The sequence below is a fragment of the Paracoccus zhejiangensis genome (assembly GCF_002847445.1).
In the GTDB taxonomy this organism is placed as follows: domain Bacteria; phylum Pseudomonadota; class Alphaproteobacteria; order Rhodobacterales; family Rhodobacteraceae; genus Paracoccus; species Paracoccus zhejiangensis.
In genome coordinates this window covers 1,160,049-1,184,066 of record NZ_CP025430.1, presented here as the reverse complement: position 1 = coordinate 1,184,066, position 24,018 = coordinate 1,160,049, and the positions used below count along the sequence as shown (strand labels likewise).

Here is a 24,018-nt window from a genome sequence, read left to right as displayed (position 1 = left end):
AAAAACCTTAGAGAAAACAGTGCTTTATAGAAAGTGGCGGAGAGGGTGGGATTCGAACCCACGGAACCCGTGAAGGCTCAACGGTTTTCGAGACCGCCCCGTTCGACCACTCCGGCACCTCTCCGCGCTTTGGTGTGGTGAGGCGGGAATTAGACGGGCGGGGGTTGAAGCGCAAGGGGGGTTCGGCGAAAAAAGCCAACTGAAATGCGAAAGGCCGATTCTTCATGAACAGGGTGCTGATGCTCCTCGGATGCCTGGCCGGGGTGGGGCTGGTAATGCCGGCTGGTCCGGCTCTGGCCGAAAGCCGGGTCGAGGCGCCCGGGGCCTCGGTCGAGGCGCGGCTGTGGCAGGCGCTGCGGCTGGACGAGATGCTGGTGGTCATGCAGGACGAGGCGCTGAACCAGGGCGACGAGATGGCCGAGATGCTGTTCGAGCATGGCAGCGATGCCGGCTGGCGCAAGCGGGTCTCGGCCATCCATGACCCCCGTCGGCTGAGCGGACTTCTGCACACCGCCGTGACCAAGGCCTTGGCCGAAGAACCGGCGGGGCTGACCCAGACGGCGCTGGATTTCCTCGAGACGCCGCTGGGGCGGCAGGTGGTGGAACTGGAATTGCAGGCGCGCCGGGCGATCATCGACCAGGATACCGAGGATGGGGCCATCGCCGCCTTCCAGCACGCGCTGGACGTCGAGGCACCGCGTCTGACCACGATCAACCGGCTGATCGAGGGGGCCGATCTCCTGGAACCGACCATCGCTGCGGCGCTGAACGAGGCGCTGGCCTTTTCCAAGGGATTCGGTGCCGAGGGCGGGTTCCAGATGCCGATGACCGATGCCGAGATGCTGGAGGAGACCTGGGCGCAGGAGCCCGACATCCGGGCGATGATCGAGGAATGGCTGCCGGCCTACCTGATGCTGGCCTATTCGCCGCTGAGCGACGAGGACCTGGCGCGCTATGTCGATTTCGGTACCTCCGAGGCGGGCAAGGGGCTGTGGTCCGCGGTGAACGGCGCCTACGAGCAGGTCTATACCGCGATCTCGCGCGAGATGGGCGCGGCGGCGGCGCTGCATATCGCGGGCAGGCAGCTCTGATGGCCGAGGTGGTTCTTGTCGGGCCGCTGGCCCATCCCTCGCTGCGGGCCGCGCTTGGGCTCGCCGGGCGCGAGATGACGCTCGACGGGCGGCTGGTCGGCGGCCAGCGCGCCGGGATTGACCGGCATGGCTGGCCGGTCAGGCAACCGGGGCCGGGGCAGGTGGCGGCGCTGGCGGTGACGATGACGCCGCAGCTTGCACGCTACGCCGCGGTGATGGGCCTCGCACCGGTGCCGCACCAGGGCCTGAGGATGATGGGGGCCGTGGCGCAGGGGCCGGGCGGGGTCGCGTGGTCGGCGGATCGCTGGCCGGCCGATCTGGTCGCGGGCATTGCCCGTGCCATCCTGGAGACACCCGAGGACCGCAGTCCGGCCGAGATCGCCCGGCGCCTGCCAATGATCGGCACCTGGGTCGAGAGCACCTTGCGCGCGGCGGCGGACCCGCTGACCGGCGGCGGCCTTGCCGGCTTTAGCCCGGACGAGCCGGGACCGCTCTGGCGGGTCGAGGAGCGGGCCGAACCCTATGCCGATTTCTTCGCCGTCGAGGAGATGCATCTCAGCCACCGGCTGCATGGCGGCGGCTGGTCGCCGGTGGTCAAGCGCGCGGGTTTTGTTCTCGGCGATGCGGTCGTCGTGCTGCCCTGGGACGCCAAGCGCGACCGGGTGCTGTTGATCGATCAGTTCCGCGTTGGCCCGGCCATGCGCGGCGACCGCCAGCCCTGGATGCTGGAGGCAATTGCGGGCCGCATCGACGTGGGCGAGACGCCCGAGATCGCCGCAAGGCGCGAGGCGCTTGAAGAGGCGCAGCTGCCGCTCGGGCGGATGTTCCCGGCGCTGCACCACTATCCCAGCCCCGGCGCCATCGGCGAATACCTCTATTGCTACGTGGCCGAGGCCGATCTGCCCGATGACGCGGGCGGTGTTCACGGGCTCGACAGCGAGGCCGAGGATATCCGCAGCCACCTGGTCTCGACCGGCGAGCTGGCGCGGCTGGTGATGGAGGGACAGATCAGCAACGGGCCGCTGGCGCTGCTGGCCCTGTGGTTCCAGGCGCGGCTGCCCGATCTCAGGCGCGCGATTGCGGAGGCGTGAGCGTCTTTGATCGGGGCGCGGGCTTGCCCCGCTCGGTCGGGCGCGTATAGGAATGGGGCGACGTGCCGCGCACCCATAAGACAGGAAGGACACCGTCATGCGCATTTGCCAGGACCTCGCCGAAGCCATCGGCAATACCCCCCTGATCCGGCTTCGCCGGGCCAGCGAGGAAACCGGCTGCGAAATTCTGGGCAAATGCGAGTTCATGAATCCGGGCCAGTCGGTCAAGGACCGGGCGGCGCTGTATATCATCCGTGACGCGGTGGCCTCGGGCCAGTTGCGTCCGGGCGGCACCATCGTCGAGGGCACGGCCGGCAATACCGGCATCGGGCTGGCGCTGGTCGGGGCGTCGATGGGCTTCAAGTCGGTGATCGTCATCCCCGAGACCCAGAGCCAGGAAAAGAAGGACATGCTGCGGCTGGCGGGTGCCACGCTGGTCGAGGTGCCGGCGGCGCCCTACAAGAACCCGAACAACTATGTCCGCTATTCCGGTCGCTTGGCCGAGGCGCTGGCCAAGACCGAGCCGAATGGCGCGATCTGGGCCAACCAGTTCGACAATGTCGCCAACCGCATGGCCCATTTCGAGACCACCGGCCCGGAGATCTGGGACCAGACCGGCGGCAAGGTCGATGGCTTTACCTGCGCCGTCGGCTCGGGCGGGACGCTGGCCGGGGTCGCCATGTACCTGCAGCCGAAGGGCGTGAAGATCGGTTTGGCCGATCCCGAGGGCGCGGCGCTGCACAGCTTCTACACCACGGGCGAGTTCGCCAGCCCCGGAGATTCCATCACCGAGGGCATCGGGCAGGGCCGCATCACCGCCAATCTCGAGGGCTTCACCCCCGATTTCAGCTGGCGCATCCCCGACAGCGAGGCGCTGCCGATCATCTTCGACCTGGTCAAGGAAGAGGGGCTGGTCATGGGCGGCTCGACCGGTATCAACCTTGCCGGCGCGATCCGCATGGCGCGCGAGATGGGGCCGGGCCATACCATCGTCACCATCCTGTGCGACTATGGCAACCGCTACCAGACCAAGCTGTTCAACCCCGATTTCCTGCGCGCCAAGGGCCTGCCGGTGCCGGATTGGCTGGTGGCCGAGAAACCCGACCTGCCCGAAGTCTTCGAGGGCTGATCCACCATGCGCCAGTTTCTTCTTTCCGTCATCCTGACGGCCCTGATCGCTATTGCCTCGCCGGTGCTGGCCCAGAACCCGGCCGAGATCAATTACGACCAATGGGACCAGCAGGCGGCAGAAGCCGAACAGCTGCTGGACGGTGACAGCGCCTCGCAGGACCAGCTGACCAAGATCCGCGCCGAGATGATCGACTGGCGCGATCGGTTCCAGCAGGGGCAGAATGCCAACGCCCCGCGCATCGAGACGGTGAAGGAACAGATCGCCGCGCTTGGCCCGGCCCCGGCCGAGGGTGCCAGCGAGGACGAGGAGATTGCGGCGCGGCGCAAGACGCTGAACGACCAGCTCTCGACGCTGCAGGCCCCGCGCCTGTCGGCGGTCGAGGCCTTCAGCCGCGCCGATTCCATCATCAAGGAAATCGACAACCAGATCGCCGATCGCATGGCGACCGAGCTGGCGCAGCTGTCGCCGTCGCCGCTTCTGCCCTCCAGCTGGACCGAAGGCGTCAGCGAGGCGGTGAAACTGGCCAGCGGCGTGACCAGCGAGACGGTCGATCTCAGCTCCGAGGCCGGTGGCTGGGACCAGATGCGCGACAAGCTGCCGCCGGCCTTCGGCTATCTGGCACTGGCGCTGGTGCTGTTGACCTATGGCCGTCGCTGGATCGAAACGCTCCCCTCGCGGCTGTCGGCGCGGGCGTCGGAACATTCGCGCGCGGTGGTGGCCTTCCTCGTTTCGTTGGGGCAAATCGTTTTGCCGATGCTGGGCGTGTTCCTGGCGATCCGGGGTCTGGATGCGACCGGCTGGTTCGGCAACTGGTCGCGGCCCTTCCTTCTGGCGCTGCCCGGTGCAGGGGTGATCTTCTTCGGCGCGCGCTGGCTGGCGCGGCAGATGTATCCCCGCCTTGCAGTCGCCTACGACACGTTGAACATGCCCGAGCGCAAGCGCGCCATTGCCCGCAACTGCACCAATCTCCTCGGCCTCGTCTTCGCGCTGCATCACATCCTGTCCAGCGCTTTGCTGCCGCAGTCGGGGATCTATGAAAGCGGTGATGCCCAGGTCGACCGGGTGCCGATGACCTTCGCGCCGGGCGCGACCTCGGTCTGGCATTTCGTCATGATCGTGATCGCCGCCGTCCTCTTGTTCCGGCTGGGGAACGTGCTGCGCAAGATGCCCAGCTACAACCCGCCCGACTCCGTGCGGATGCGCGACCGGGTGCTGGGCGTTGCCGGTGCAGGCTCGCGGCTGATTGCCGTCTTGTCGGTGGGTCTTGGCGCCTATGGCCTGATCAACCTGGCCAATGCGCTGATCTGGCCGTGGATCTTCACCATGGCGCTGATCAGCTTCCTGATCCTGATGCAGGACCTGATCGCCGATATCTTCGACATGCTGTCGCAGGGACAGGAGGGTGCACGCGAGGGTCTGGCGCCGCTGATGGTGGGTGCCGGGCTGGTGCTGCTCAGCTTGCCGGTCTTTGCCGTCATCTGGGGGGCGACCGGCACCGATCTGGCCGAATACTGGAACCGGATCCAGCAGGGTGTGACCTTCGGCGGCATCAACCTGTCGCTGTTTGGCCTGCTGAAATTCATCGTCGTTTTCGCCCTCGGCTATGTCATCACCCGCGGCGTGCAGCGGGCGCTGCGCACAGCGGTCCTGCCCAAGACCCGGCTGGATGCGGGCGGGCAGAACGCGCTGGTCTCGGGCCTCGGCTATGTCGGGATCTTCCTCGCGGCGGTGCTGGCCGTCACCTCGGCGGGGATCGACCTCAGTTCGCTGGCCATCGTCGCCGGTGCACTGTCGGTGGGCATCGGCTTTGGCCTGCAGAACATCGTCTCGAACTTCGTCTCGGGCATCATCCTCTTGATCGAGCGGCCGATCAGCGTCGGTGACTGGGTCGATGCCGGCGGACAGCAGGGCATCGTCAAGCGCATCTCGGTCCGCTCGACCTCGGTCGAGACCTTCGACCGGACCGAGGTGATCGTGCCGAACAGCGATCTGGTCAGCCAGCCGGTGACCAACTGGACCCGCTCGAACCGCAATGGTCGGGTCATCATCCCGGTCGGCGTCGCCTATGGCAGCGACACCCGCAGGGTCGAGCAGATCCTGCGCGAGATCATCGAGGACCAGCCGACGGTGATGATCGACCCGCCGCCCGCCGTGCTGTTCCGCGCGCTTGGCGCCGACAGCATGGATTTCGAGATCCGGGCGATCCTTGCCGATGCCTCGGGCGGGATCGGCGTTACCTCGGACGTGCTGCACGCGGTGGTGCGCCGCTTTGGCGAGGAAGGCATCGAGATCCCCTTCGTCCAGCGCGACATTTGGCTGCGCAATCCCGAGGCTCTGGCCCATGCCGGGGCCGAGGCCGCGATGGCTGTTGACGAGGAGGAGAAGAAGATCGCTGCGCCGGTCCAAACGCCCTCGGCGCCTGCGACACCGAACAGGGCCGATCCGCGCCTGACCTTCGATGCCGATATGGATGCGGGTGATGGGGATGGTGGTGACGGAGATGGCGGGCGCTGATCCGGGCGCCCGGCTGGGGAGAGCGCGGCGCTATTCCGCCGCGTGATCCTTGCGCCCGGCCTCAGGACCCGTCAGCGGGGCCACGGTCTCATTTGCCGTCTCGCTGGCCGAACTGCCCGAGATTTCCTCGTCGGTCATGCCATCCTCGGGCAGCCCTTCGCGTGACAGCATCACCGCGACGGGGCGCAGCCAGGGGATATGGGCGCAGACGATCATCAACGCCACCATGATCGGCACCGCCAGGAACATCCCCGGCACGCCCCAGACCGCGCCCCAGAAGGCGAGGCTGAGGATGATGCCGAAGCTCGACAGCCGCAGGGTCTGCCCCAGAAGCATCGGGTCCAGCACATTGCCGATCAGGAATTGCGTCAGCGTGCAGGCCAGCCCGACCAGCAGCGCCAGCGTGATGTCGCCCGACAGCACGAAGGCCAGCAGGAAGGCGATGACCGTGGCGATGATCGAGCCGACCGAGGGAATGAAGTTCAAGACGAAAGTCAGCATGGCGACCGGCCCGGCCAGTTGCAGCCCGGCGACGGTGAAGATCACCCAGACGATGGCGGCGGTGACCAGGCTGACGGCGGCCTTGACCACAAGGTAGCGGTTCACCCGATGCATGATCGAGGCAATGATGGCCCGCACCTGCCGCGCCTTCACCGGATCGCCGGTCAGCCGATCGATCTTCACCGGGAACCAGGCACGCTCGGCGAACATGAAGCCGACGAAAAGGATGACCAGCACGGTGCCGGACAAGAGGCCCGAGGCGCTGCCCGCGAGCGAGCGCAGCCAGCCGGTCAGGTCGAAATTGTTGAACGCCGCCTGCGCCGCCTCGGTCACGTTCGGCCCGAGTTGCGTGGTCAGCGCCAGCAGTGCCGCCTGCGCCTGCTCGGCATAGTTGATGGCGGTCAGCGCCACCTCGTTCACCTGCGAGACGATGGTGGTCGAAAGCCACAACAGCCCCAGCGCGATCCCCAGCAGCGCCAGCGTGGTCGCCAGCCAGTTCGAGACCTTCTGCCGGGCGATGGCGTTGATCGCGTCCGAGGTCAGCGAGAAGATGATGATGGCAATGGCCAGCGAGATCAGGATGAAGCGCGACTGCACCAAGAGGAACAGCAGCACCGAAAAGGCGATGATCCCCAGAAACCCGGTTTGCAGTCTCTCGCGTAGCACGGATTCGGTGGGGGTGGTCACGCCTGCTCTTTCCTCATTCGGGGCCGGATGCGCCAAGGCCGGCGCATCCCCATCCCAAACCCAATTCCGCAAGCCGTCAAGTGCGAGCCGTGCCAGCCGGCCCGCGATGCGACTTACTCCTGTTCGCCGCTGTCGCTGCCTGCGCCCGGGGCAGCGCCGCCTTCGGCCTCGGCAGCGTCATCACCTTCAGCTTGCTCCTGCTCGGCAATGCGGGCGACCGAGACGACTTCCTCGCCATTGGTGGTGTTGAACACCCTGACCCCGCCGGCGCTGCGCGAGCGGAAGCTGATCCCGTCCACCGGCACCCGGATCGACTGTCCGGTCGAGGTCGCCAGCATGATCTGGTCATCCAGTTCGACCGGGAAGCTGGCGATCAGCGGCCCGCCCCGCATGGCCTTGTCCATCGCCATCACGCCCTGGCCGCCGCGTCCGCGCACCGGGTAATCGTGGCTGGAGCTGATCTTGCCCGACCCCTTGGCGGTGATGGTCAGGATGAGGTCCTCGGCCGCCGACATCTCGGCATAGCGTTCCTGGGTGATGCTGCCCTCTTCGACGGCATCCTCGTCCTCGTCGGCCTCGGCCCCGTCATCCAGCGCACCGGCCACGGCGCGTCGCATCTTCAGATAGGCGGCGCGCTCGGCCGGGTCGGCCTTGGAATGGCGCACGATGGACATGCTGACGAGGCTGTCACCCTCGGCCAGGCGGATGCCGCGCACGCCGGTTGAGTCGCGGCCCTTGAAGACGCGGACGGCGGTGGTCGGGAAGCGGATCGCCCGCCCGCCCGAGGTGACCAGCATCACGTCATCCTCTTCGGTGGCCATGCGCACGCCGATCAGCTCCACCCCCTCGGGCAGCTTCATGGCGATCTTGCCGTTGGATTTCACATTGGTGAAATCCGACAGCGCGTTACGGCGCACATCGCCCTCGGATGTGGCGAAGATGGCCTGGTAGCTGTCCCATTCCGCCTCGGGCGCATCGACCGGCATCAGCGCGGCGATGGAGACCCCCAGTTCGATCGGCAGGATGTTGACGATGGCCTTGCCCTTGGCGGTCCGCCCGCCAAGCGGCAGGCGCCAGGTCTTCAGCCGATAGACCATGCCATCGGTGGTGAAGAACAGAAGCTCGGTATGGGTATTGGCGACGAACAGCGTGGTGACCACGTCGTCTTCCTTGGTGGCCATCCCCGACAGGCCCTTGCCGCCGCGCCGCTGCGCCCGGAAATCGGCCAGCGGGGTGCGCTTGATGTAACCGCCCGAGGTGATGGTGACGACCATGTCCTCGCGCTCGATCAGGTCCTCGTCGTCCATGTCGCCGGACCAGTCGGAGATCTCGGTGCGGCGCGGAACGGCGAAAAGCTCCTTCACCTCGCGCAGCTCGTCCGAGATGATCGCCATGATCCGCTCGCGCGAGGCGAGGATGGCCAGGTAGTCGCGGATGGCATCGGCCAGTTGCTGCAGCTCGTCGGTGACCTCCTGCACGCCCAGCTGGGTCAGGCGCTGCAGGCGCAGGTCAAGAATGGCGCGGGCCTGGATCTCGGACAGGTTATAGGTGCCGTCCTCGTTCACCGGATGCAGCGGGTCATCGATCAGCCGCAGGTATTCGATGATCTCATGGGCGGGCCAGCGCCGCTCCATCAGCCGCTCGCGGGCTTGGGCGGCATCGGCCGAGGATCGGATCGTCGCGACCACCTCGTCGACATTCGAGACCGCCACTGCCAGACCGCAAAGCACATGGCTGCGCTCGCGCGCCTTGCGCAGTTCATAGGCGGTGCGGCGGGCCACGACCTCTTCGCGGAAGGCGAGGAAATAGGTCAGGAAGTCGCGCAGGGTCAGCTGCTCGGGACGGCCACCGTTCAGCGCCAGCATGTTTGCGCCGAAGCTGGTCTGCATCTGGGTGAAGCGGAACAGCTGGTTCAGCACCACGTCGGGCGTGGCGTCGCGCTTCAGTTCGATGACCACGCGGATGCCGGTGCGGTCGGATTCGTCCTGCACATTGGCGATGCCCTCGACCTTGCGCTCTTTCGCCAGTTCCGCGATGCGCTCCTGCAAGGTGGCCTTGTTCACCTGGTAGGGGATCTCGTCGATGACGATGGCAAAGCGGTCCTTGCGCAATTCCTCGATATGGGTGCGGGCGCGGACGATGATGCTGCCGCGACCTTCCAGGTAGGCCTTGCGCACGCCCGAGCGGCCCAGGATCATCGCGCCGGTCGGGAAGTCGGGGCCGGGGACGATCTCCATCAGCCGCTCGGTCGGCAGGTCAGGGTTCTCGATCAGCGCCAGCGTGGCATCGACCACCTCGCCAAGGTTATGCGGCGGGATGTTGGTCGCCATGCCGACGGCGATGCCGCCCGCGCCATTGACCAGCATGTTCGGGAAACGCGCCGGCAGCACCGTCGGCTCGCGGTCCTTGCCGTCATAGTTGTCCTGGAAATCGACGGTTTCCTTGTCGATGTCCATCAACAGGTAATTCGCCGCCTTGGCCATGCGCACTTCGGTATAGCGCATCGCCGCCGCCGGATCGCCGTCCATAGAGCCGAAGTTGCCCTGGCCGTCCAGAAGCGGCAGGGACATGGAAAAGTCCTGCGCCATGCGCACCAGGGCGTCATAGATCGCGGCGTCACCGTGGGGGTGGTATTTCCCCATCACGTCGCCGACGGGGCGCGCGGATTTGCGATAGGGCTTGTCGAAGGTATTGCCGCTTTCATCCATCGCGTAGAGGATGCGGCGGTGCACCGGCTTCAGCCCGTCGCGCAGATCGGGGATCGCGCGGCTGACGATGACCGACATGGCATAGTCCAGGTAGGACGTGCGCATCTCTTCGGAAATGTCGATGACCGGCCCGTCATGCAGCATCACGGCACGCCCGGACGCCCCGTTTTCTTCGCCGTTTTCACCGGTTTCCGGCTGGTCGTCGTCGCGGTTGTCTGCCACTGGTCTGCCTCAATATCTATTGCTTAACGATATAACGACGACAGCATCTGGATGCAATTGCGCAGCGGGTGCCCGGGTCGGGAAAAGCCCGGAAACCCCTGATTTCAGGAGGATTTGAGGCAGACTATTCGTGCGGGCGCAGAGGTCCGGCGGGGGCAGGCTCAGGCAGCCGCGCCCCGGCGCAGCGACATCGCCCAGACCAGCGCCAGACCGGCCGAGCAGAGCATGTTCCAGCCCGCCATCGACAGGCCGAGGAAACGCCAGGCGACCTCGTCGCAGCGCACCACCGGGGCGGCCTGCAACTGGGTCATCAGGTCCTTGGTCGAGAGCGTGGTCAGGTTCGACACCCCGCCCGAGCAATGGCTGGGACCGGGCCACCAGCCATATTCGACGCCAACATGGTAGAGCGCCAGCCCCATCGCCACGCCCGCCGCCGCCATGCCCAGAATCGCCAGCGCACGGCGAAAGCCGGTGAACCAGATGATGAGGCCGATTGCCGCCGCCGCGACATGCGGCCAGCGCTGCAGGATGCACAGCTCGCAGGGCGCATAGCCGATGGACTGGAACACCAGCGCGGCGGCCAGCAGCGCGGCGGAACCCAGGCCGGCGATCGTGGCAATGTGACGAGAGTCCTGCGGAAACATCAGAGGTACCTCAATGACAGGAAGCCGCCGATCAGGCAGACCGTGAAGATGGTGAAGACGAGGCCAAGCCGGTTCTCGATGAAGTCGCGGATCGGCACGCCGTATTTCCACAACAGGCCCGCCACGATGAAGAAGCGCAGGCCGCGCGCGAAGATCGAGGTCAGGATGAAGACCGGCAGCGACAGGCCGGTCGCCCCCGAGAATATGGTGATGACCTTGAAGGGGAAGGGCGTGACGCCCGCGAACAGGACCGCCCAAAGCCCGTATTCGTTGAACCGCGCCGACAGCTGCTCGAAGGCATGTTCCTTGCCATAGGCGGTCAGCACCCATTGGCCGACGCTGTCCATCAGCGTTGCGCCGATCCAGTAGCCCAGCAGCGCGCCGAGGACCGAACCGATGGTGCAGACCAGCGCGATCTGGAAGGCCTTCTCGCGCCGCGCCAGAACCATCGGGATCATCAGGACGTCGGGCGGGATCGGAAAGACCGAGCTTTCGATGAAGCTGACGCCGAACAGCGCCCACATGGCATGGCGGTGGCCGGCAAGGCCCATCGTCCAGTCGTAAAGTCGGCGCAGCATCGCGTCCCCGTTCCTTGTTAACCGGCAGTTGACCCTTGCAGGCGGCGGCGTCAAGCCGCCTTGCCAGCAATCGCGCCGGAGTGATCGCCGTGGTCGTCCTGCCGGAGGGGTTGCGCAAAGCCTTGGCAAGCCCGGCGTTTTCGGGAAAACTCGGCGGGTCCTGTCAGGGAACTGGCGGGGCCAGCCCGGCGTTTCAGCGCCATGATCACGCCAGACCGGCGTGCAAACACTGACAGGGAAGGACCGCAGGCATGGAATGGCGGGGGCGGCGCGGCAGTCGCAACGTGGAAGACCGGCGCCGGATGAGCGCCGGGGGCGCGGGCGGCATTGGCATCGTCGGCATGTTGGTGGTGCTGGCAGTGGGCTATTTCTTCGGCATCGACATATCGCCGGTGGTGCAGGGCCTCGACCAGGGCAGCAGCCAGGTTCAGACGGGCGAGCTGTCCGAGGCCGATCAGCAATATGGCGAGTTCTCCTCGGTGGTGCTGGCCGATACCGAAGAGGTCTGGGGGCAGGTCCTGCCCGAGCAGGCGGGCATGGACTATGCCGCGCCGACGCTGGTGCTGTTCCGCGGCGCGGTGCAATCGGCCTGCGGCGAGGCCTCGGCGGCAATGGGGCCGTTCTATTGCCCGGGCGACCGCAAGCTGTACCTCGACACGCAGTTCTTTGACGTGATGGCGCAGCGCATGGGCGCGGGCGGGGATTTCGCTGCCGCCTATGTGATCGCGCATGAGGTCGGCCACCACCTGCAGAACCAGCTGGGGATTCTCGGCAAGGTGACGCAGGCGCGCCAGCAATCCAGCGAGCGCGACTCGAATGCGCTGTCGGTGCTGACCGAATTGCAGGCTGATTGCTTCGCCGGGATCTGGGCCGCCCATGCCAGCCAGCAATTCGGCTCGATCGAAGAGGGCGATCTGGAAGAGGCGCAGAATGCCGCGCGCGCGGTGGGTGATGACGTGATCCAGTCCAGCGCCGGGCGCACGCCGATGCCCGACAGCTTTACCCATGGCAGCGCCGAAGAGCGTCAGGAATGGCTGATGCGCGGCTTCCGTTCGGGTGACCTGGCGCAGTGCAACACCTTCGCCGAGGCCGGTCTGTAGGACCCCGTCAGGGGCGCGGCAGATGCGGGCGGCGGGGGTTGTTGACCGTCGCCCAGTCCGGCCAGAGACCGAGATGCTCGATCCCGACGAGCACCAGCCCGAGGGCGATGATGCCGAAGACCAGCATCACCATGCGCTTGCTGGGAGGGTTCCGGGCCCAACGTGAGGCGCGGACCAGCCAGATCAGGTTGTTCATGGCGCCGCCTTTTTGCTATGCCCGCCCCATCCTATAGTTACCCCAGACGCAAAGTCACGAGATCGCCTTGCCCCAGACCAATGACAGCCGCGTCCTGCCCTATAGCGCGCGGCAGATGTATGACCTTGTTGCCGACATCAACCGCTATCCCGAATTCCTGCCCTGGAACAGCGCGGCGCGCATTCGTTCGCGCCAGTTGCGCGATGATGGCGCCGAGGTGGTCGAGGCCGACCTGGTCATCAGCTTCAAGGTCTTTCGCGAGCGCTTTGGCAGCCGGGTGGTGCTGTGGCCGACCGATACCGATGGCCCGCTGAAGATCGATACCGAGTACCTGGACGGGCCGTTCAAGTACATGCGCAGCGGCTGGACCTTCACCGACCTGCCCGAGGGCGGGTGCCGGGTCGATTTCCATGTCGATTTCGAGTTCAAGAACGCCATCCTGCAAAAGCTGATCGGTGTGGTCTTCGGCGAGGCCATGTCGCGGATCATCCGCGCCTTCGAGGACCGGGCGCGCAAGCTCTATGCCTGAGCCCGATTCGGGGCTATCCTTCGGCCATGTTCAGACGTCGCACCTTACAGGCCGGTCTGGCCGCCATCTCCGCGCTGATCCTGTCGCGGCAAAAGCTCTCCGCTGCGCAAGGGGGTTCCGTGCCCGATTTCAGCTTTCCCTCGATCGATGGCGGCGTGCTCGACATGTCCGACTGGCGCGGCAAGCCGGTGCTGGTGGTGAATACCGCCTCGCTTTGTGGATTCACCCCGCAGCTTGAGGGGATGCAGGCGCTCCACGAGGAGTTCGGTCCCAAGGGGCTGGTGGTGCTGGCGACGCCCTCGGACGATTTCGCGCAGGAACTGGACGATGCCAAGAAGGTCAAGGAATTCTGCACAATCAACTATGGCATCACCCTGCCGATGAGCGACATCATCCACGTGGCGCGGGGCGACGTGCATCCCTTCTATGCTTGGCTGAAGGACACGCATGGCTATGCCCCGGCGTGGAATTTCGGCAAGGTGCTGCTGGGGCCGGAGGGGCAGGTGGTCCAGACTTGGGGATCGATGACCAAGCCCGAATCCGAGGATATCCGGGCCGCCTTCGCGCCCTACCTGTCCGCCTGACCCCGCGCCGCCTGATGCAGCTGGCAATCATCGGCGAGATGCTGACGCAGAACCGCCTCGGTCTCGGCTGACAGGGTGGTGTCGACCGCCGGGGACCTGTTCAGCCGCTCCAGCGTGATCTCGCGTTTCAGCGACCGGGCGAGGAAATCGGTCAGATCGCCCATGTCCTCATAACGATACATCAGATCGGCACCGACCCGGCCATCCTTGCCGGTCAGGAAATCGGTCTGGGTGCCGATCCGCGCAGAGGGCGCACGCTCGCCGGGCTTCATCACCTCGGCCACGAAATCCTGAAAGCTGATGCCGCGGGTGCTGGCCGGACGGCCAGCCAGTTCGTCGCGGTGGCGATAGCGATACCAGCTGCGCAACCGCTCGACCGGATCGCGGATGACAGCGATGGTGCGGAACTCGGCGGCCTTGCCGTCGAACAGCGGGGCCAGCCGGTTCTGCCAGCCCCGCAGGTTCATGTGCTTCAGATGCGGCGGGTTGCGCAGCACCAGATCGGCGTCACGCTCCAGCGCGGCTTCCAGCGCCGTGCTGCCGGTCTTGGGGACCGACAGCAGCACCAGCCGGGCTTGGGCGAAGACCAGCAATCCTCAGTCCGACAGCGCCGAAACCAGCGCCTCGGCCTTGTCCGTCCGCTCCCAGCTGAAGGCGGTGCCGCCCTGCAGCGCATAGGGATCGCGGCCGAAATGGCCATAGCTGGCGGTCGGGCGATAGATCGGGTGCAGCAGGTCCAGATCGCGGATGATGGCGAAGGGGCGCAGGTCGAACACCTCGCGCACGGCCTTGATGATCTGGTCTACGGGCTTGGTTTCCGTGCCGAAGGTGTTGAGGCTGATCGAGGTCGGTTGCGCCTCGCCGATGGCATAGCTGACCTGGATCTCGCAGCGCCGCGCCAGACCGGCGGCGACGATGTTCTTGGCCACCCAACGCCCTGCATAGGCCGCCGAACGGTCGACCTTGGACGGATCCTTGCCCGAGAAGGCGCCGCCGCCATGCCGGGCCATGCCGCCATAGCTGTCGACGATGATCTTGCGCCCGGTCAGCCCGCAATCGCCCACCGGCCCGCCGATGACGAACTTGCCCGTCGGGTTGATGAAGAACTTGGTCTCGGGTGACAGCCATTCCGCCGGCAGGACCGGTTTGATGATCTCTTCGATCACCGCCTCGCGCAGATCCTTCAGCGCGATATCGGGGCTGTGCTGGGTCGAGAGCACGACCGCATCGATGCCCTCGGGGCGACCGTCATCGTCATAGCGCATGGTGATCTGCGATTTCGCATCCGGGCGCAGCCAGGGCAAAACGCCGTTGCGTCGGACCTTGGCCTGACGCTCGACCAGCCGATGGGCATAGGTGATCGGTGCGGGCATCAGCACATTGGTTTCGTCCGAGGCGTAGCCGAACATCAGCCCCTGGTCTCCGGCCCCCTGATCTTCGAGGGTTTCGCGGTCAACCCCTTGATTGATCTCGGGGGATTGCTTGCCGATGATGTTGATGACCGAGCAGGTGGCGCCATCGAAACCGACCTCGGACGAGGTATAGCCGATATCGTTGATGACGCCGCGCACGATCGATTCCAGATCGACCCACGCGCTGGTGCTGATCTCGCCCGAGATGATGGCCACGCCGGTTTTCACCATGGTCTCGCAGGCCACGCGGGCGCGGGCATCCTCGGCCAGGATGGCGTCGAGGATGGCATCGGAAATCTGGTCGGCGATCTTGTCGGGATGGCCCTCGGAAACGGATTCCGAGGTAAAAAGCGAATATTCAGTCATGGTCTCAGTACCGGTAATGGTCGGATTTGAACGGGCCCTCGGGCGTCACGCCGATATACTCGGCCTGCTCGGGCGACAGCGTGGTCAGCTTCACGCCGATCTTGTCCAGATGCAGCCGGGCGACCTTCTCGTCCAGATGCTTGGGCAGGATATAGACGCCCGGCGCATAGTCGTCGCCCTTGGCGAAAAGCTCGATCTGCGCCAGCACCTGGTTGGTGAAGCTGGCGGACATGACGAAGCTCGGATGGCCGGTGGCATTGCCGAGGTTCAAAAGACGGCCTTGCGACAGCAGGATGATGCGGTTGCCCGAGGGCATCGCGATCATGTCCACCTGATCCTTGATATTGGTCCATTTGTGGTTGCGCAGGGCGGCGACCTGGATCTCGTTGTCGAAATGGCCGATATTGCCGACGATGGCCATGTCCTTCATCTGGCGCATATGCTCCAGCCGGATCACGTCGCGGTTGCCGGTGGTGGTGATGAAGATGTCGGCGCTGTCGGCCACATCCTCGAGCGTCACCACCTCATAACCGTCCATCGCTGCCTGCAGGGCGCAGATCGGGTCGACCTCGGTGACTTTCACCCGGGCGCCGGCGCCGCGCAGACTGGCGGCCGAGCCCTTGCCCACATCGCCATAGCCGCAGACCACGGCGACCTTGCCGGCCATCATCACGTCGGTGGCGCGGCGGATGCCGTCGACCAGCGATTCCTTGCAGCCATATTTGTTGTCGAATTTAGACTTGGTGACGCTGTCGTTCACGTTGATCGCCGGGAAGGGCAGCAGGCCCTTCTTGTGCAGGTCATAGAGACGGTGAACGCCGGTGGTGGTTTCCTCGCTGACGCCTTGGATGGCGTCGCGCTGCGCGGTGAACCAGCCGGGCGATTGTGCCAGACGCTTCTTGATCTGCGCGAAGAGGGCTTCCTCTTCCTCGCTGGTGGGCGTGTCGATCAGCCCGGTCTCGCCGGCCTCGACCCGCGCGCCCAAGAGGATGTACAGCGTCGCATCGCCGCCATCGTCAAGGATCATGTTGGCGGTGCCGGGCGTGTCGCCCTTGGCCGGGAACTGGAAGATCTGGTCGGTATAGGCCCAGTATTCGGCCAGCGTCTCGCCCTTGATGGCAAAGACCGGCACGCCCGAGGCGGCAATGGCGGCAGCCGCGTGATCCTGGGTCGAATAGATGTTGCACGAGGCCCAACGGACATCGGCGCCAAGCGCGGTCAGCGTTTCGATCAGCACGGCGGTCTGCACCGTCATGTGCAGGCTGCCGGCGATGCGCGCACCCTTCAGCGGCTGTGCGGCGCCATATTCGGCGCGCAGCGCCATCAGGCCGGGCATTTCCGTTTCCGCGATGTCCAGCTCCTTGCGGCCATAATCGGCCAGGCTGATGTCCTTGATGATGTAATCGGTCACGTCGCGGTCCTTCGGATGGGTGGTCAGCCCGCGACATAAGCGAAAACGTGCGGGGCCGAAAGGGGCAGGGGAAATGGAAAGGGCCGGGGCGACAATTGGCCCCGGCCCGACATGTGCATTGCGAGGGCGATCAGCCGTCGAAGTTCACTTCCTCGATCAGCTTCAGCGCCTCGGGGCGCAGCGCCGAGATCTCGCTCAGCGGCGTGGCATCGGCGGTGAAGTCACCCCAGCTTGCCACCAGTTCCGAACGCTCGACATGATCCGAGACCGGGAACTCGTTGTTGGTCTCGGCATAGATCTTCTGCGCCTCGTCGCTGACGAGGAAGTCCATCAGCTTCTGCGCCGCTTCCTTGTTCGGGGCCGAGCTGGTCATCGCCACGCCCGAGACGTTCACATGGGTGCCGCCCTCGGCGAAGGTCGGGAAGACGATGCGGACCGATTCCGCCCATTGCTTCTGCTCGTCATCCTTCAGCATCGCGCCCATGTAATAGGTGTTGCCCAGGCTGATGTCGCATTCGCCGGCCCAGATCGACTTGACCTGGTCGCGGTCGCCGCCCTCGGGCTTCTTGGCGAGGTTGGCTTTCACGCCTTCCAGCCAGGCCTTGGTTTCCTCTGCGCCGTGATGCTTCAGGAAGGCGGCGGTCAGGGCGACGTTGTAATCATGGGTGAAGGGGCGGGTGCAGATGCGGCCCTTCCATTTCGGATCGGCCAGATCCTCGTAGGTGGTCACCTCGCCATCGGCCACACGCTCCTTGCTGGCATAGACGATGCGGGCGCGGGTGGTCAGGCCGAACCACTGGTTGTCGGCGTCGCGCAGGCCCTCGGGCACCACGGTCAGCGCCTCGTCGGTGACCGCTTGGGTCACGCCGGCATCCTTGACCTCACCCAGGCGGGCCACGTCCACGGTCATCACCAGGTCGGCAGGGCTGCGGTCGCCCTCGGCCTTCAGGCGTTCGACCATGCCCTTGTCGACAAAGGCCACGTTCACCTTGATCCCGGTCTCGGCGGTGAAGGCGTCGATCAGCGGCTGCAGCAATTCGGGCTGGCGGTGCGAATAGACATTCACCTCCTGGGCCAGAACGGGCAGGGCGGTGGCACCCATCAGCGAAGCGAGGATCAGGGAACGCATGGTTGACTCCTTTGGTCAGAATTTGGGCTTGTCTGCCATCCGTCTGCCCATGCGTCAATAGTTGACTGAAAAAATTAGCTATATGGCCGATTGACCCGGTGGCGGCGGCGCATTACCTGCCGCCGCATGGCACGCGCACCCCTGTTACAACTGACCGACATCTCGCTGACCTTTGGCGGCGATCCCGTATTCGACAGCCTGTCCCTGACCATCCAGCCGGGAGACCGGGTGGCTTTGGTCGGGCGCAATGGCTCGGGCAAATCCACGCTGATGAAGGTCATGGCCGGGCTGGTCGAGCCGGATCGCGGCGAAGTCGTCACCCCCGCCGGCGCATCGGTCGGCTATATGGAGCAGGACCCGGATCTGTCGGCCTTCGCCACCTTGGGCGATTTCGCCCGGGCCGGGCTGGACGAGGGGCAGGGCTACCGGGTCGAGATGGCCGCCGAGGGGCTGAAATTCGATCCCGAGCGGCCGGTCGCCACCGCCTCGGGCGGGGAGCGTCGGCGCGCGGCACTGGCCCGGCTTCTGGCCGAGGCGCCCGACCTGATGCTTCTGGACGAGCCGACCAACCATCTGGACATCCAGGCCATCGGCTGGCTGGAAGAACAGCTGTCGGCGACGAAATCCGCCTTCGTCCTGATCAGCCATGACCGCGCCTTCCTGCGCAACCTGACCCGCGCAACGCTGTGGATCGACCGCGGCGAGGTGCGCCGGCAGGAGCGTGGCTTCGTCGGCTTCGAGGATTGGCGCGAGGCCATCTGGGCGGCCGAGGATGACGCCCGCCACAAGCTTGACCGCAAGATCAAGGCCGAGGCGCGGTGGGCGGTGGAAGGCATCAGTGCGCGCCGCAAGCGCAATCAGGGCCGGGTGCGGGCGCTGGCGGCGCTGCGCGAGGCGCGGGCCGGGCAGATCCGCCGTCAGGGCGCGGCGGCGCTGGCGCTGGAATCGGGCCAGCAATCAGGCAAGCGGGTGATCGAGGCCAAGGGCATCGCCAAGACCTTCGGCGATCGGGACATCCTGAAACCCTTCGACCTGCGGGTGCAGCGCGGCGACCGGGTGGCCTTTGTCGGCCCGAACGGCGTGGGCAAGACCACGCTGATCAAGATGCTGACCGGCGAGATCGCCCCGGATCAGGGCACGGTCACGCATGGCACCAATCTGGACATCGCCATCTTCGACCAGACCCGCTCGGCGCTCGACCCCGAGATGAGCCTCTGGGATTCGCTGACCGGCGATCCCGAGATGCGGGTTTCGGGGCGCGCCGATCAGGTTATGGTGCGCGGCCAGCCCAAGCATGTGGTGGCCTATCTGAAGGATTTCCTCTTCGACGAGGCGCAGGCCCGCGCCCCCGTCCGCAGCCTTTCGGGCGGTGAAAAGGCGCGGCTTCTGCTGGCGCGGATCATGGCGCGACCCTCGAACCTCCTGGTGCTCGACGAACCGACCAACGATCTGGATGTCGAGACGCTGGACCTGTTGCAGGACATTCTGGGCGATTACGACGGCACCGTGCTGCTGGTCAGCCACGACCGCGACTTCATCGACCGGGTGGCCGATACCACCGTGGCGATGGAGGGCGACGGCCGCGCGGTGATCTATCCCGGCGGCTGGTCCGACTACCGCGCCCAACGTCCCGAGGACGCGCCGGAGGTGGTGGCGACCCCTGTCGAGGTCGCGAAGCCCGTCGCCGAGAAGGCCAAACCCGTCCGCGAAGGCCTGAGCTTCACCGAAAAACACCGCCTCGAGGCGCTGCCCGGCATCATCGAACGGCTGGAGGCCGAGATCGCCAAGCTGTCGGATTTCCTCTCCGCGCCGGATCTGTTCAGCACCGCGCCGGCAAAGTTCCAGAAGGCCAGCGAGGGTCTGGCCGAGCGCCAGGCCAAGCTGGCCGAGGCGGAGGAGGAATGGCTGGCATTGGAGGAGAAGGCGGCGGGGTGAGGGGGGCTATGCTGCGTTTGATCGTCAACCCGGTGTACTCCCACGTCGCTAGATCGCTCTGCGATTAAGTCGCGCAGAGCGATGCGCTAGACAGGCATCTGGTACTGAAAACTAGTCAAGCGGCTAATCTTCTCGTCTAACCTGATCTTTCGATCCGCAGCCGTCCGCGCCCCGTCACTCATATAGCTAACTAGATCAAGAAGGTCCTCACCGTTCTTCACGTTCAAAAACCTGGTCTCACGGTTTATGAAAACCACACTTTTCTTTCCTTGTGCCATAAGCTCAAGCACATTACTCAGTGTTCCCGTGCTCGCGGCATCCCACAGCATCAGCCCGAACTCTGCCCGTTTGGCCATTTCGATGTCCTTAGCAACGAAATATGCTCGTGTCCCCGGGTGCTCAGAAGAGCGAACACGATGTACATTCCAATTTCCAAGGTTGTTCCGAGGCTTGTCTCCAGTGCAATAGACTGTCACGTCGGGCGCGGACTGGGCAACAAGCGCAGCCTGCACGGACGCATCGGCGCCATCGGCATCTCCGACTATTACCGGCATTCCTTCTCGGACAATGTTCACTATCCGCTCTACAAAGAGCGGATGGAGGCGCTTGATCTTGATCGAACCGGCAACGAACACTGTCGGCATTGTCATCTCCATGTCAGAGCAGCCACATAAACGCCCTTAATCTTATCATACTGCGCGAGAAGACTACAAACCGCGTCTAGCGTGGCTCCCGTGTGGTAAAGATCGTCGAGAACAAGGGCGTTCCAACGGCCGTCATTGTTGATCAGTTTGTTAAGCTGATACCGACCCTTGAGAGCCGTGTCCTTTTCCTGGCGGGTATTCATGTTTTTCAACGAGTCGGTGTTTGCCGCTGCAGCCGATACCGCGATGAGACCATCAAACAACGGCACTTCCATCTGCTTCGCCACCGCCAAGGCAACTTCGTGGACCGGTTGACGCTTTCGCGTCGTAGAAGCCGGGGTTGGCACGACCAGCCCGATGTTAGGGAACTTCGGCACGATATTGCGAACCACCGCCTTCGCAAGGGCGTCAACTTGGCCGAAGTCATCACGATACTTGAGCTGAAAGACTGCCTCCCCAGCGGCAGTTCGCGTAGTGTCGTACTGCGCGTGGCCAAAATCGTTGTACCCTATGAATACGCTCGATGTGCTATGCTTGTCGAGCGCGTAGCCATCTGTGAATGCCCCTGAAATTCGCCTTAGCCTTACCTTCACGTGATCTTATTCCCTATCGTTCCGCATACTGTCTCGCGAGATATCTCCGATCACCGCGAACACGATCAATTCCGATTCCTAGATAGGTTTGCGGGCGTCGGAAGCCAACCTAGCGCTTTGAACATAATGCCGAATGTTACGGGCTAAGGGGCGCTGTTTTTGCGCACAGATTTTGCTTGCGAGAGAATAGTCCGTTGCAAGTGAATGTAGGGCTTGGAGAGGCCAACTTGCTATGAGCGCTATCGAGTCGCAGAAACGTTGACTATCTCACCTCCCCTTAGGTTTCCGCGCGACAGCCCGCGGTCAAGAAGCGATTGCTGTCGCGTGGCGCTCCAGTACCCGCAATTTTTCAACGCCCCCAATCAACCCATCCCCTTCCCCCATTCTCAACCATTCCTATACACTCCCTTGCGCCCCTGCCGTCTCGTCCCTCCGGCAAATTCGGGTATCAATGACCGCGCAATCATCCAGCGGAGGGGTCGATGCCCGGATATCTGACAACGCATGTTCTGGACACGGCGCGGGGCAGCCCGGCCGAGGGGATGGAGATCGTGCTCTACCGGCTTGACGGCGCGACCCGCACGGAACTGGCGCGGCTCATCACCAATGCCGATGGCCGCACCGATCGTCAGATCCTGCCCGAGGCCGAGTTCGCCACCGGCAGCTATGAGCTGGAATTCCACGCCGGGGCGTGGATGGACGCGACCGGCATCCCGCCGGAAAGTCCGCGTTTTCTGGACGTGATCCCGATCCGCTTCGGCATGTCGCAACAGGACCATTACCACGTCCCGCTGCTGATCTCGCCCTTCGGCTATTCGACCTACCGGGGAAGCTGAGCCATGATTCCTGACATCACGATCATCTGGGAATGGATCGGCTTCGCGATCCGCTGGACCCATGTCATCACCGCCATCGCCTGGATCGGCTCGTCCTTCTATTTCGTCGCGCTGGACCTGGGACTGTTGAAAGTGCCGGGCCTGCCCAAGGGGGCGCATGGCGAGGAATGGCAGGTCCATGGCGGCGGCTTCTATCACATCAACAAATACCTCGTCGCGCCCGAGCGGATGCCCGAGCATCTGACCTGGTTCAAATGGGAAAGCTATGCCACCTGGCTCTCCGGTGCGGCACTGCTGATGGTCACCTATTGGGCCGGGGCGGAGCTGTTCCTGATCGATCCGGCCAAGATGGAGCTGGCGCAGTGGCAGGCGATCCTGATCTCTGGCGGCTCGCTGGCGATCGGCTGGCTGATCTATGACACGCTGTGCAAATCCAAGCTTGGCGAAACGCCGACGGTGCTGATGCTGCTTCTCTTCGTGGCGCTGGTCATCATGGGCTGGGGCTACGACCAGATCTTCACCGGCCGCGCCGCGCTACTGCACCTGGGGGCCTTCACCGCCACGATCATGACCGCCAACGTGTTCCTGGTGATCATGCCGAACCAGCGCATCGTCGTTGCCGACCTGAAGGCCGGGCGGGCGCCCGATCCGAAATACGGCAAGATCGCCAAGCTGCGCTCGACCCACAACAACTACCTGACCCTGCCGGTCATCTTCCTGATGCTGTCGAACCATTATCCGCTCGCCTTTGCCAGCGAATACAATTGGCTGATCGCGGCGCTGGTCTTCCTGATGGGCGTCACCATCCGGCATTACTTCAACACCATGCACGCCCGCAAAGGCGATCTGTGGTGGACTTGGGCGGTGACCGCGATCCTCTTCATCGCGATCATGGCGCTGTCCTCGCTGGGGCTGCGGCAGGTACCGCTGGAAGAGGCCGAGGCCCGTGCCCTGACCCCGACCGAACAGCGCTTTGCCGCGGCCGAGGGGTTCGACGACGTGACCAACTATGTCATGGGCCGCTGCTCGATGTGCCATGCCCGCGAGCCCTTCTACGAGGGCATCTACCACGCGCCGAAGGGCGTGTTCCTCGAGACCCCGGGCGACATCGCCCGGGCCGCGCGCGAGATCTACCTGCAGGCCGGCGTCACCGATGCCATGCCGCCCGCCAATGTCAGCTTCATGGAAGATGCCGAGCGTGACGCCATCATCCGCTGGTATCGCGCGGCACGCGGGACCGAGGTTGCGGCAAACTGAAACCGGTCGGCAGAAGGGGTCACAGCTGCGCGATCAACGGGATTTTCGGGGCATTCAGCCAAAATGCCCACTCGCCGCGGACCTCGATCTCGCTTAGTGCTGGCTTGAGACCATGACAGGCCAGCGGATGGACGACCAGACCAGCGGAATGCAGCCTCACCCGGACAGCGATCCGCATCTGCCCCCAACCGAGGCCGATGGCGACAGCGACGACGAGATCCCGCGAAGCCGGCGGGCCAGACGCCCGCGCCGCAAGCGACTGTCGGAAGTGCTGCTGGCCATCGCCAGCGACCAGAGCCGCACCGAGATCACCATTTCCGACCTGATGCACATCATGGAAGGCCGCGCCCGGGCGGCGCTGATCTTTCTGTTCGCCTTCCCGAACGTCCTGCCCGCCCCGCCGGGGCTTTCGGCCGTTCTGGGCCTGCCGCTTCTCTACCTGACCGCGCAGATGATGCTGGGTCGCTTTCCCTGGCTGCCCCGGATCGTGGCCGAGCGCGGCATTTCCATGACCGCCTTCCGCAGCATGATCGACCGCGCCCTGCCGCTGCTCATGCGGGCCGAGAAGCTGCTGCGCCCGCGCTGGAGCTGGATGGTGCGTCCGTTGGCCGAGCGGTTGCTGGGTGCCTTCGCGCTGGTGCTGGCGGTGATCATCACCCTGCCGATCCCGCTGGCGAACATGCTGCCGGCCTTCGCCATCTGCGTGATCGCGCTTGGCGTCCTTGAACGCGACGGGCTGTGGACCGGCCTTGGCCTTGTCGTCGGCCTCGCCTCGCTGGCGCTGTCGGGTGCTGTGGCCTATGCCATGGTCAAGGGCGCGCTTTTCCTGCTTTTCTCTGCCTTTTCCTGAGTTTCCGG

The 24,018-nt window shown here is 65.0% G+C and carries 22 protein-coding genes and 1 tRNA gene; 11 read left to right on the top strand and 12 right to left on the bottom strand.

Features of this window, described 5'->3' with window-relative positions; genetic code table 11:
• Positions 1-34: 34 nt before the first annotated feature.
• Positions 35-124 (bottom strand) — tRNA-Ser (locus tag CX676_RS05850).
• 115 nt (positions 125-239) lie between these two features.
• Here CX676_RS05850 and CX676_RS05845 point away from each other — a divergent pair.
• From CX676_RS05845 to CX676_RS05830, 4 genes are all read left to right on the top strand, one after another.
• Positions 240-1,091 carry a hypothetical protein gene (locus CX676_RS05845; protein WP_157935854.1) on the top strand — a complete coding sequence of 284 codons (852 nt, stop codon included), beginning with the start codon at positions 240-242 and terminating at the stop codon, positions 1,089-1,091.
• Positions 1,091-2,182 (top strand): NUDIX domain-containing protein, encoded by a 1,092-nt coding sequence (locus tag CX676_RS05840; protein ID WP_101751779.1) that lies wholly within the window; start codon positions 1,091-1,093, stop codon positions 2,180-2,182. Before CX676_RS05845 ends, CX676_RS05840 begins: the two co-directional genes overlap by 1 nt.
• A 97-nt stretch (positions 2,183-2,279) precedes the next feature.
• Positions 2,280-3,311 (top strand): cysteine synthase A, encoded by a 1,032-nt coding sequence (locus tag CX676_RS05835; RefSeq protein ID WP_101751778.1) that lies wholly within the window; start codon positions 2,280-2,282, stop codon positions 3,309-3,311.
• A 6-nt stretch (positions 3,312-3,317) separates the two neighbouring features.
• Entirely contained in the window at positions 3,318-5,828 is a 2,511-nt protein-coding gene (locus CX676_RS05830; protein ID WP_101751777.1) for a DUF3772 domain-containing protein, read from the top strand.
• A gap of 30 nt (positions 5,829-5,858) precedes the next feature.
• Here CX676_RS05830 and CX676_RS05825 read toward each other — a convergent pair whose 3' ends face one another.
• The 4 genes from CX676_RS05825 to CX676_RS05810 form a co-directional block, all read right to left on the bottom strand.
• Positions 5,859-7,016, bottom strand: a complete 1,158-nt coding sequence (locus CX676_RS05825) for an AI-2E family transporter (RefSeq protein ID WP_232816595.1) — start codon at positions 7,014-7,016, stop codon at positions 5,859-5,861.
• Positions 7,017-7,129: 113 nt separating this feature from the next.
• Positions 7,130-9,868 (bottom strand): DNA gyrase subunit A, encoded by a 2,739-nt coding sequence (gyrA, locus tag CX676_RS05820; protein ID WP_101754169.1) that lies wholly within the window; start codon positions 9,866-9,868, stop codon positions 7,130-7,132.
• Between the two features lie 239 nt (positions 9,869-10,107).
• Positions 10,108-10,590 carry a disulfide bond formation protein B gene (locus CX676_RS05815; RefSeq protein WP_101751776.1) on the bottom strand — a complete coding sequence of 161 codons (483 nt, stop codon included), beginning with the start codon at positions 10,588-10,590 and terminating at the stop codon, positions 10,108-10,110.
• Positions 10,590-11,168, bottom strand: a complete 579-nt coding sequence (locus CX676_RS05810; protein ID WP_101751775.1) for a YqaA family protein — start codon at positions 11,166-11,168, stop codon at positions 10,590-10,592. The genes CX676_RS05815 and CX676_RS05810 overlap by 1 nt, the downstream gene beginning before the upstream one ends.
• 251 nt (positions 11,169-11,419) lie before the next feature.
• Here CX676_RS05810 and ypfJ point away from each other — a divergent pair, with 251 nt between their 5' ends.
• Positions 11,420-12,268 carry a KPN_02809 family neutral zinc metallopeptidase gene (ypfJ, locus tag CX676_RS05805; RefSeq protein WP_101751774.1) on the top strand — a complete coding sequence of 283 codons (849 nt, stop codon included), beginning with the start codon at positions 11,420-11,422 and terminating at the stop codon, positions 12,266-12,268.
• 7 nt (positions 12,269-12,275) lie between these two features.
• Here the strand turns inward: ypfJ and CX676_RS05800 are convergent, their stop codons facing one another.
• Positions 12,276-12,464: a hypothetical protein gene (locus tag CX676_RS05800; RefSeq protein WP_101751773.1), complete on the bottom strand. Its 189-nt coding sequence runs from the start codon at positions 12,462-12,464 to the stop codon at positions 12,276-12,278.
• A 67-nt stretch (positions 12,465-12,531) separates the two neighbouring features.
• On the opposite strand from CX676_RS05800, the gene CX676_RS05795 reads away from it, so the two are divergent.
• Together CX676_RS05795 and CX676_RS05790 are read left to right on the top strand one after the other, a co-directional pair.
• Complete coding sequence (locus tag CX676_RS05795; protein WP_101751772.1) at positions 12,532-12,993, top strand: type II toxin-antitoxin system RatA family toxin; 462 nt, start codon at positions 12,532-12,534, stop codon at positions 12,991-12,993.
• Positions 12,994-13,019: 26 nt separating this feature from the next.
• Positions 13,020-13,577, top strand: coding sequence for a glutathione peroxidase (locus CX676_RS05790; protein WP_101751771.1), 558 nt, complete (start codon positions 13,020-13,022; stop codon positions 13,575-13,577).
• On the opposite strand, the gene CX676_RS05785 is transcribed toward CX676_RS05790, so the two are convergent.
• The 4 genes from CX676_RS05785 to CX676_RS05770 all read right to left on the bottom strand — a co-directional run bounded on the left by CX676_RS05785 (position 13,562) and on the right by CX676_RS05770 (position 17,895).
• Positions 13,562-14,170 (bottom strand): sulfotransferase family 2 domain-containing protein, encoded by a 609-nt coding sequence (locus tag CX676_RS05785; protein ID WP_101751770.1) that lies wholly within the window; start codon positions 14,168-14,170, stop codon positions 13,562-13,564. The two genes, CX676_RS05790 and CX676_RS05785, sit on opposite strands and share 16 nt — an antisense overlap.
• 3 nt (positions 14,171-14,173) lie before the next feature.
• A complete protein-coding gene (gene metK / locus CX676_RS05780; protein WP_101751769.1) occupies positions 14,174-15,355 on the bottom strand; it encodes a methionine adenosyltransferase in 1,182 nt (393 codons plus the stop codon).
• A gap of 4 nt (positions 15,356-15,359) precedes the next feature.
• Entirely contained in the window at positions 15,360-16,766 is a 1,407-nt protein-coding gene (ahcY, locus tag CX676_RS05775; RefSeq protein ID WP_101751768.1) for an adenosylhomocysteinase, read from the bottom strand.
• A gap of 130 nt (positions 16,767-16,896) precedes the next feature.
• On the bottom strand, positions 16,897-17,895 hold the full coding sequence (locus CX676_RS05770) for a Fe(3+) ABC transporter substrate-binding protein (protein WP_101751767.1): 999 nt from the start codon (positions 17,893-17,895) through the stop codon (positions 16,897-16,899).
• A 126-nt stretch (positions 17,896-18,021) separates the two neighbouring features.
• Between CX676_RS05770 and CX676_RS05765 the strand changes: the two genes are divergently transcribed.
• A complete protein-coding gene (locus tag CX676_RS05765) occupies positions 18,022-19,830 on the top strand; it encodes an ABC-F family ATP-binding cassette domain-containing protein (protein ID WP_101751766.1) in 1,809 nt (602 codons plus the stop codon).
• Between the two features lie 86 nt (positions 19,831-19,916).
• Here the strand turns inward: CX676_RS05765 and CX676_RS05760 are convergent, their stop codons facing one another.
• Positions 19,917-20,486, bottom strand: coding sequence for a hypothetical protein (locus CX676_RS05760; RefSeq protein WP_232816594.1), 570 nt, complete (start codon positions 20,484-20,486; stop codon positions 19,917-19,919).
• Complete coding sequence (locus tag CX676_RS05755; RefSeq protein WP_101751765.1) at positions 20,477-21,067, bottom strand: ComF family protein; 591 nt, start codon at positions 21,065-21,067, stop codon at positions 20,477-20,479. Before CX676_RS05755 ends, CX676_RS05760 begins: the two co-directional genes overlap by 10 nt.
• 482 nt (positions 21,068-21,549) lie before the next feature.
• On the opposite strand from CX676_RS05755, the gene uraH reads away from it, so the two are divergent.
• The 3 genes from uraH to CX676_RS05740 all read left to right on the top strand — a co-directional run bounded on the left by uraH (position 21,550) and on the right by CX676_RS05740 (position 24,010).
• A complete protein-coding gene (gene uraH / locus CX676_RS05750; protein WP_101751764.1) occupies positions 21,550-21,903 on the top strand; it encodes a hydroxyisourate hydrolase in 354 nt (117 codons plus the stop codon).
• 3 nt (positions 21,904-21,906) lie between these two features.
• Entirely contained in the window at positions 21,907-23,160 is a 1,254-nt protein-coding gene (locus CX676_RS05745) for a urate hydroxylase PuuD (protein ID WP_408634478.1), read from the top strand.
• Positions 23,161-23,287: 127 nt separating this feature from the next.
• A complete protein-coding gene (locus CX676_RS05740) occupies positions 23,288-24,010 on the top strand; it encodes an exopolysaccharide biosynthesis protein (RefSeq protein ID WP_157935853.1) in 723 nt (240 codons plus the stop codon).
• The last annotated feature ends 8 nt before the right edge of the window (positions 24,011-24,018 follow it).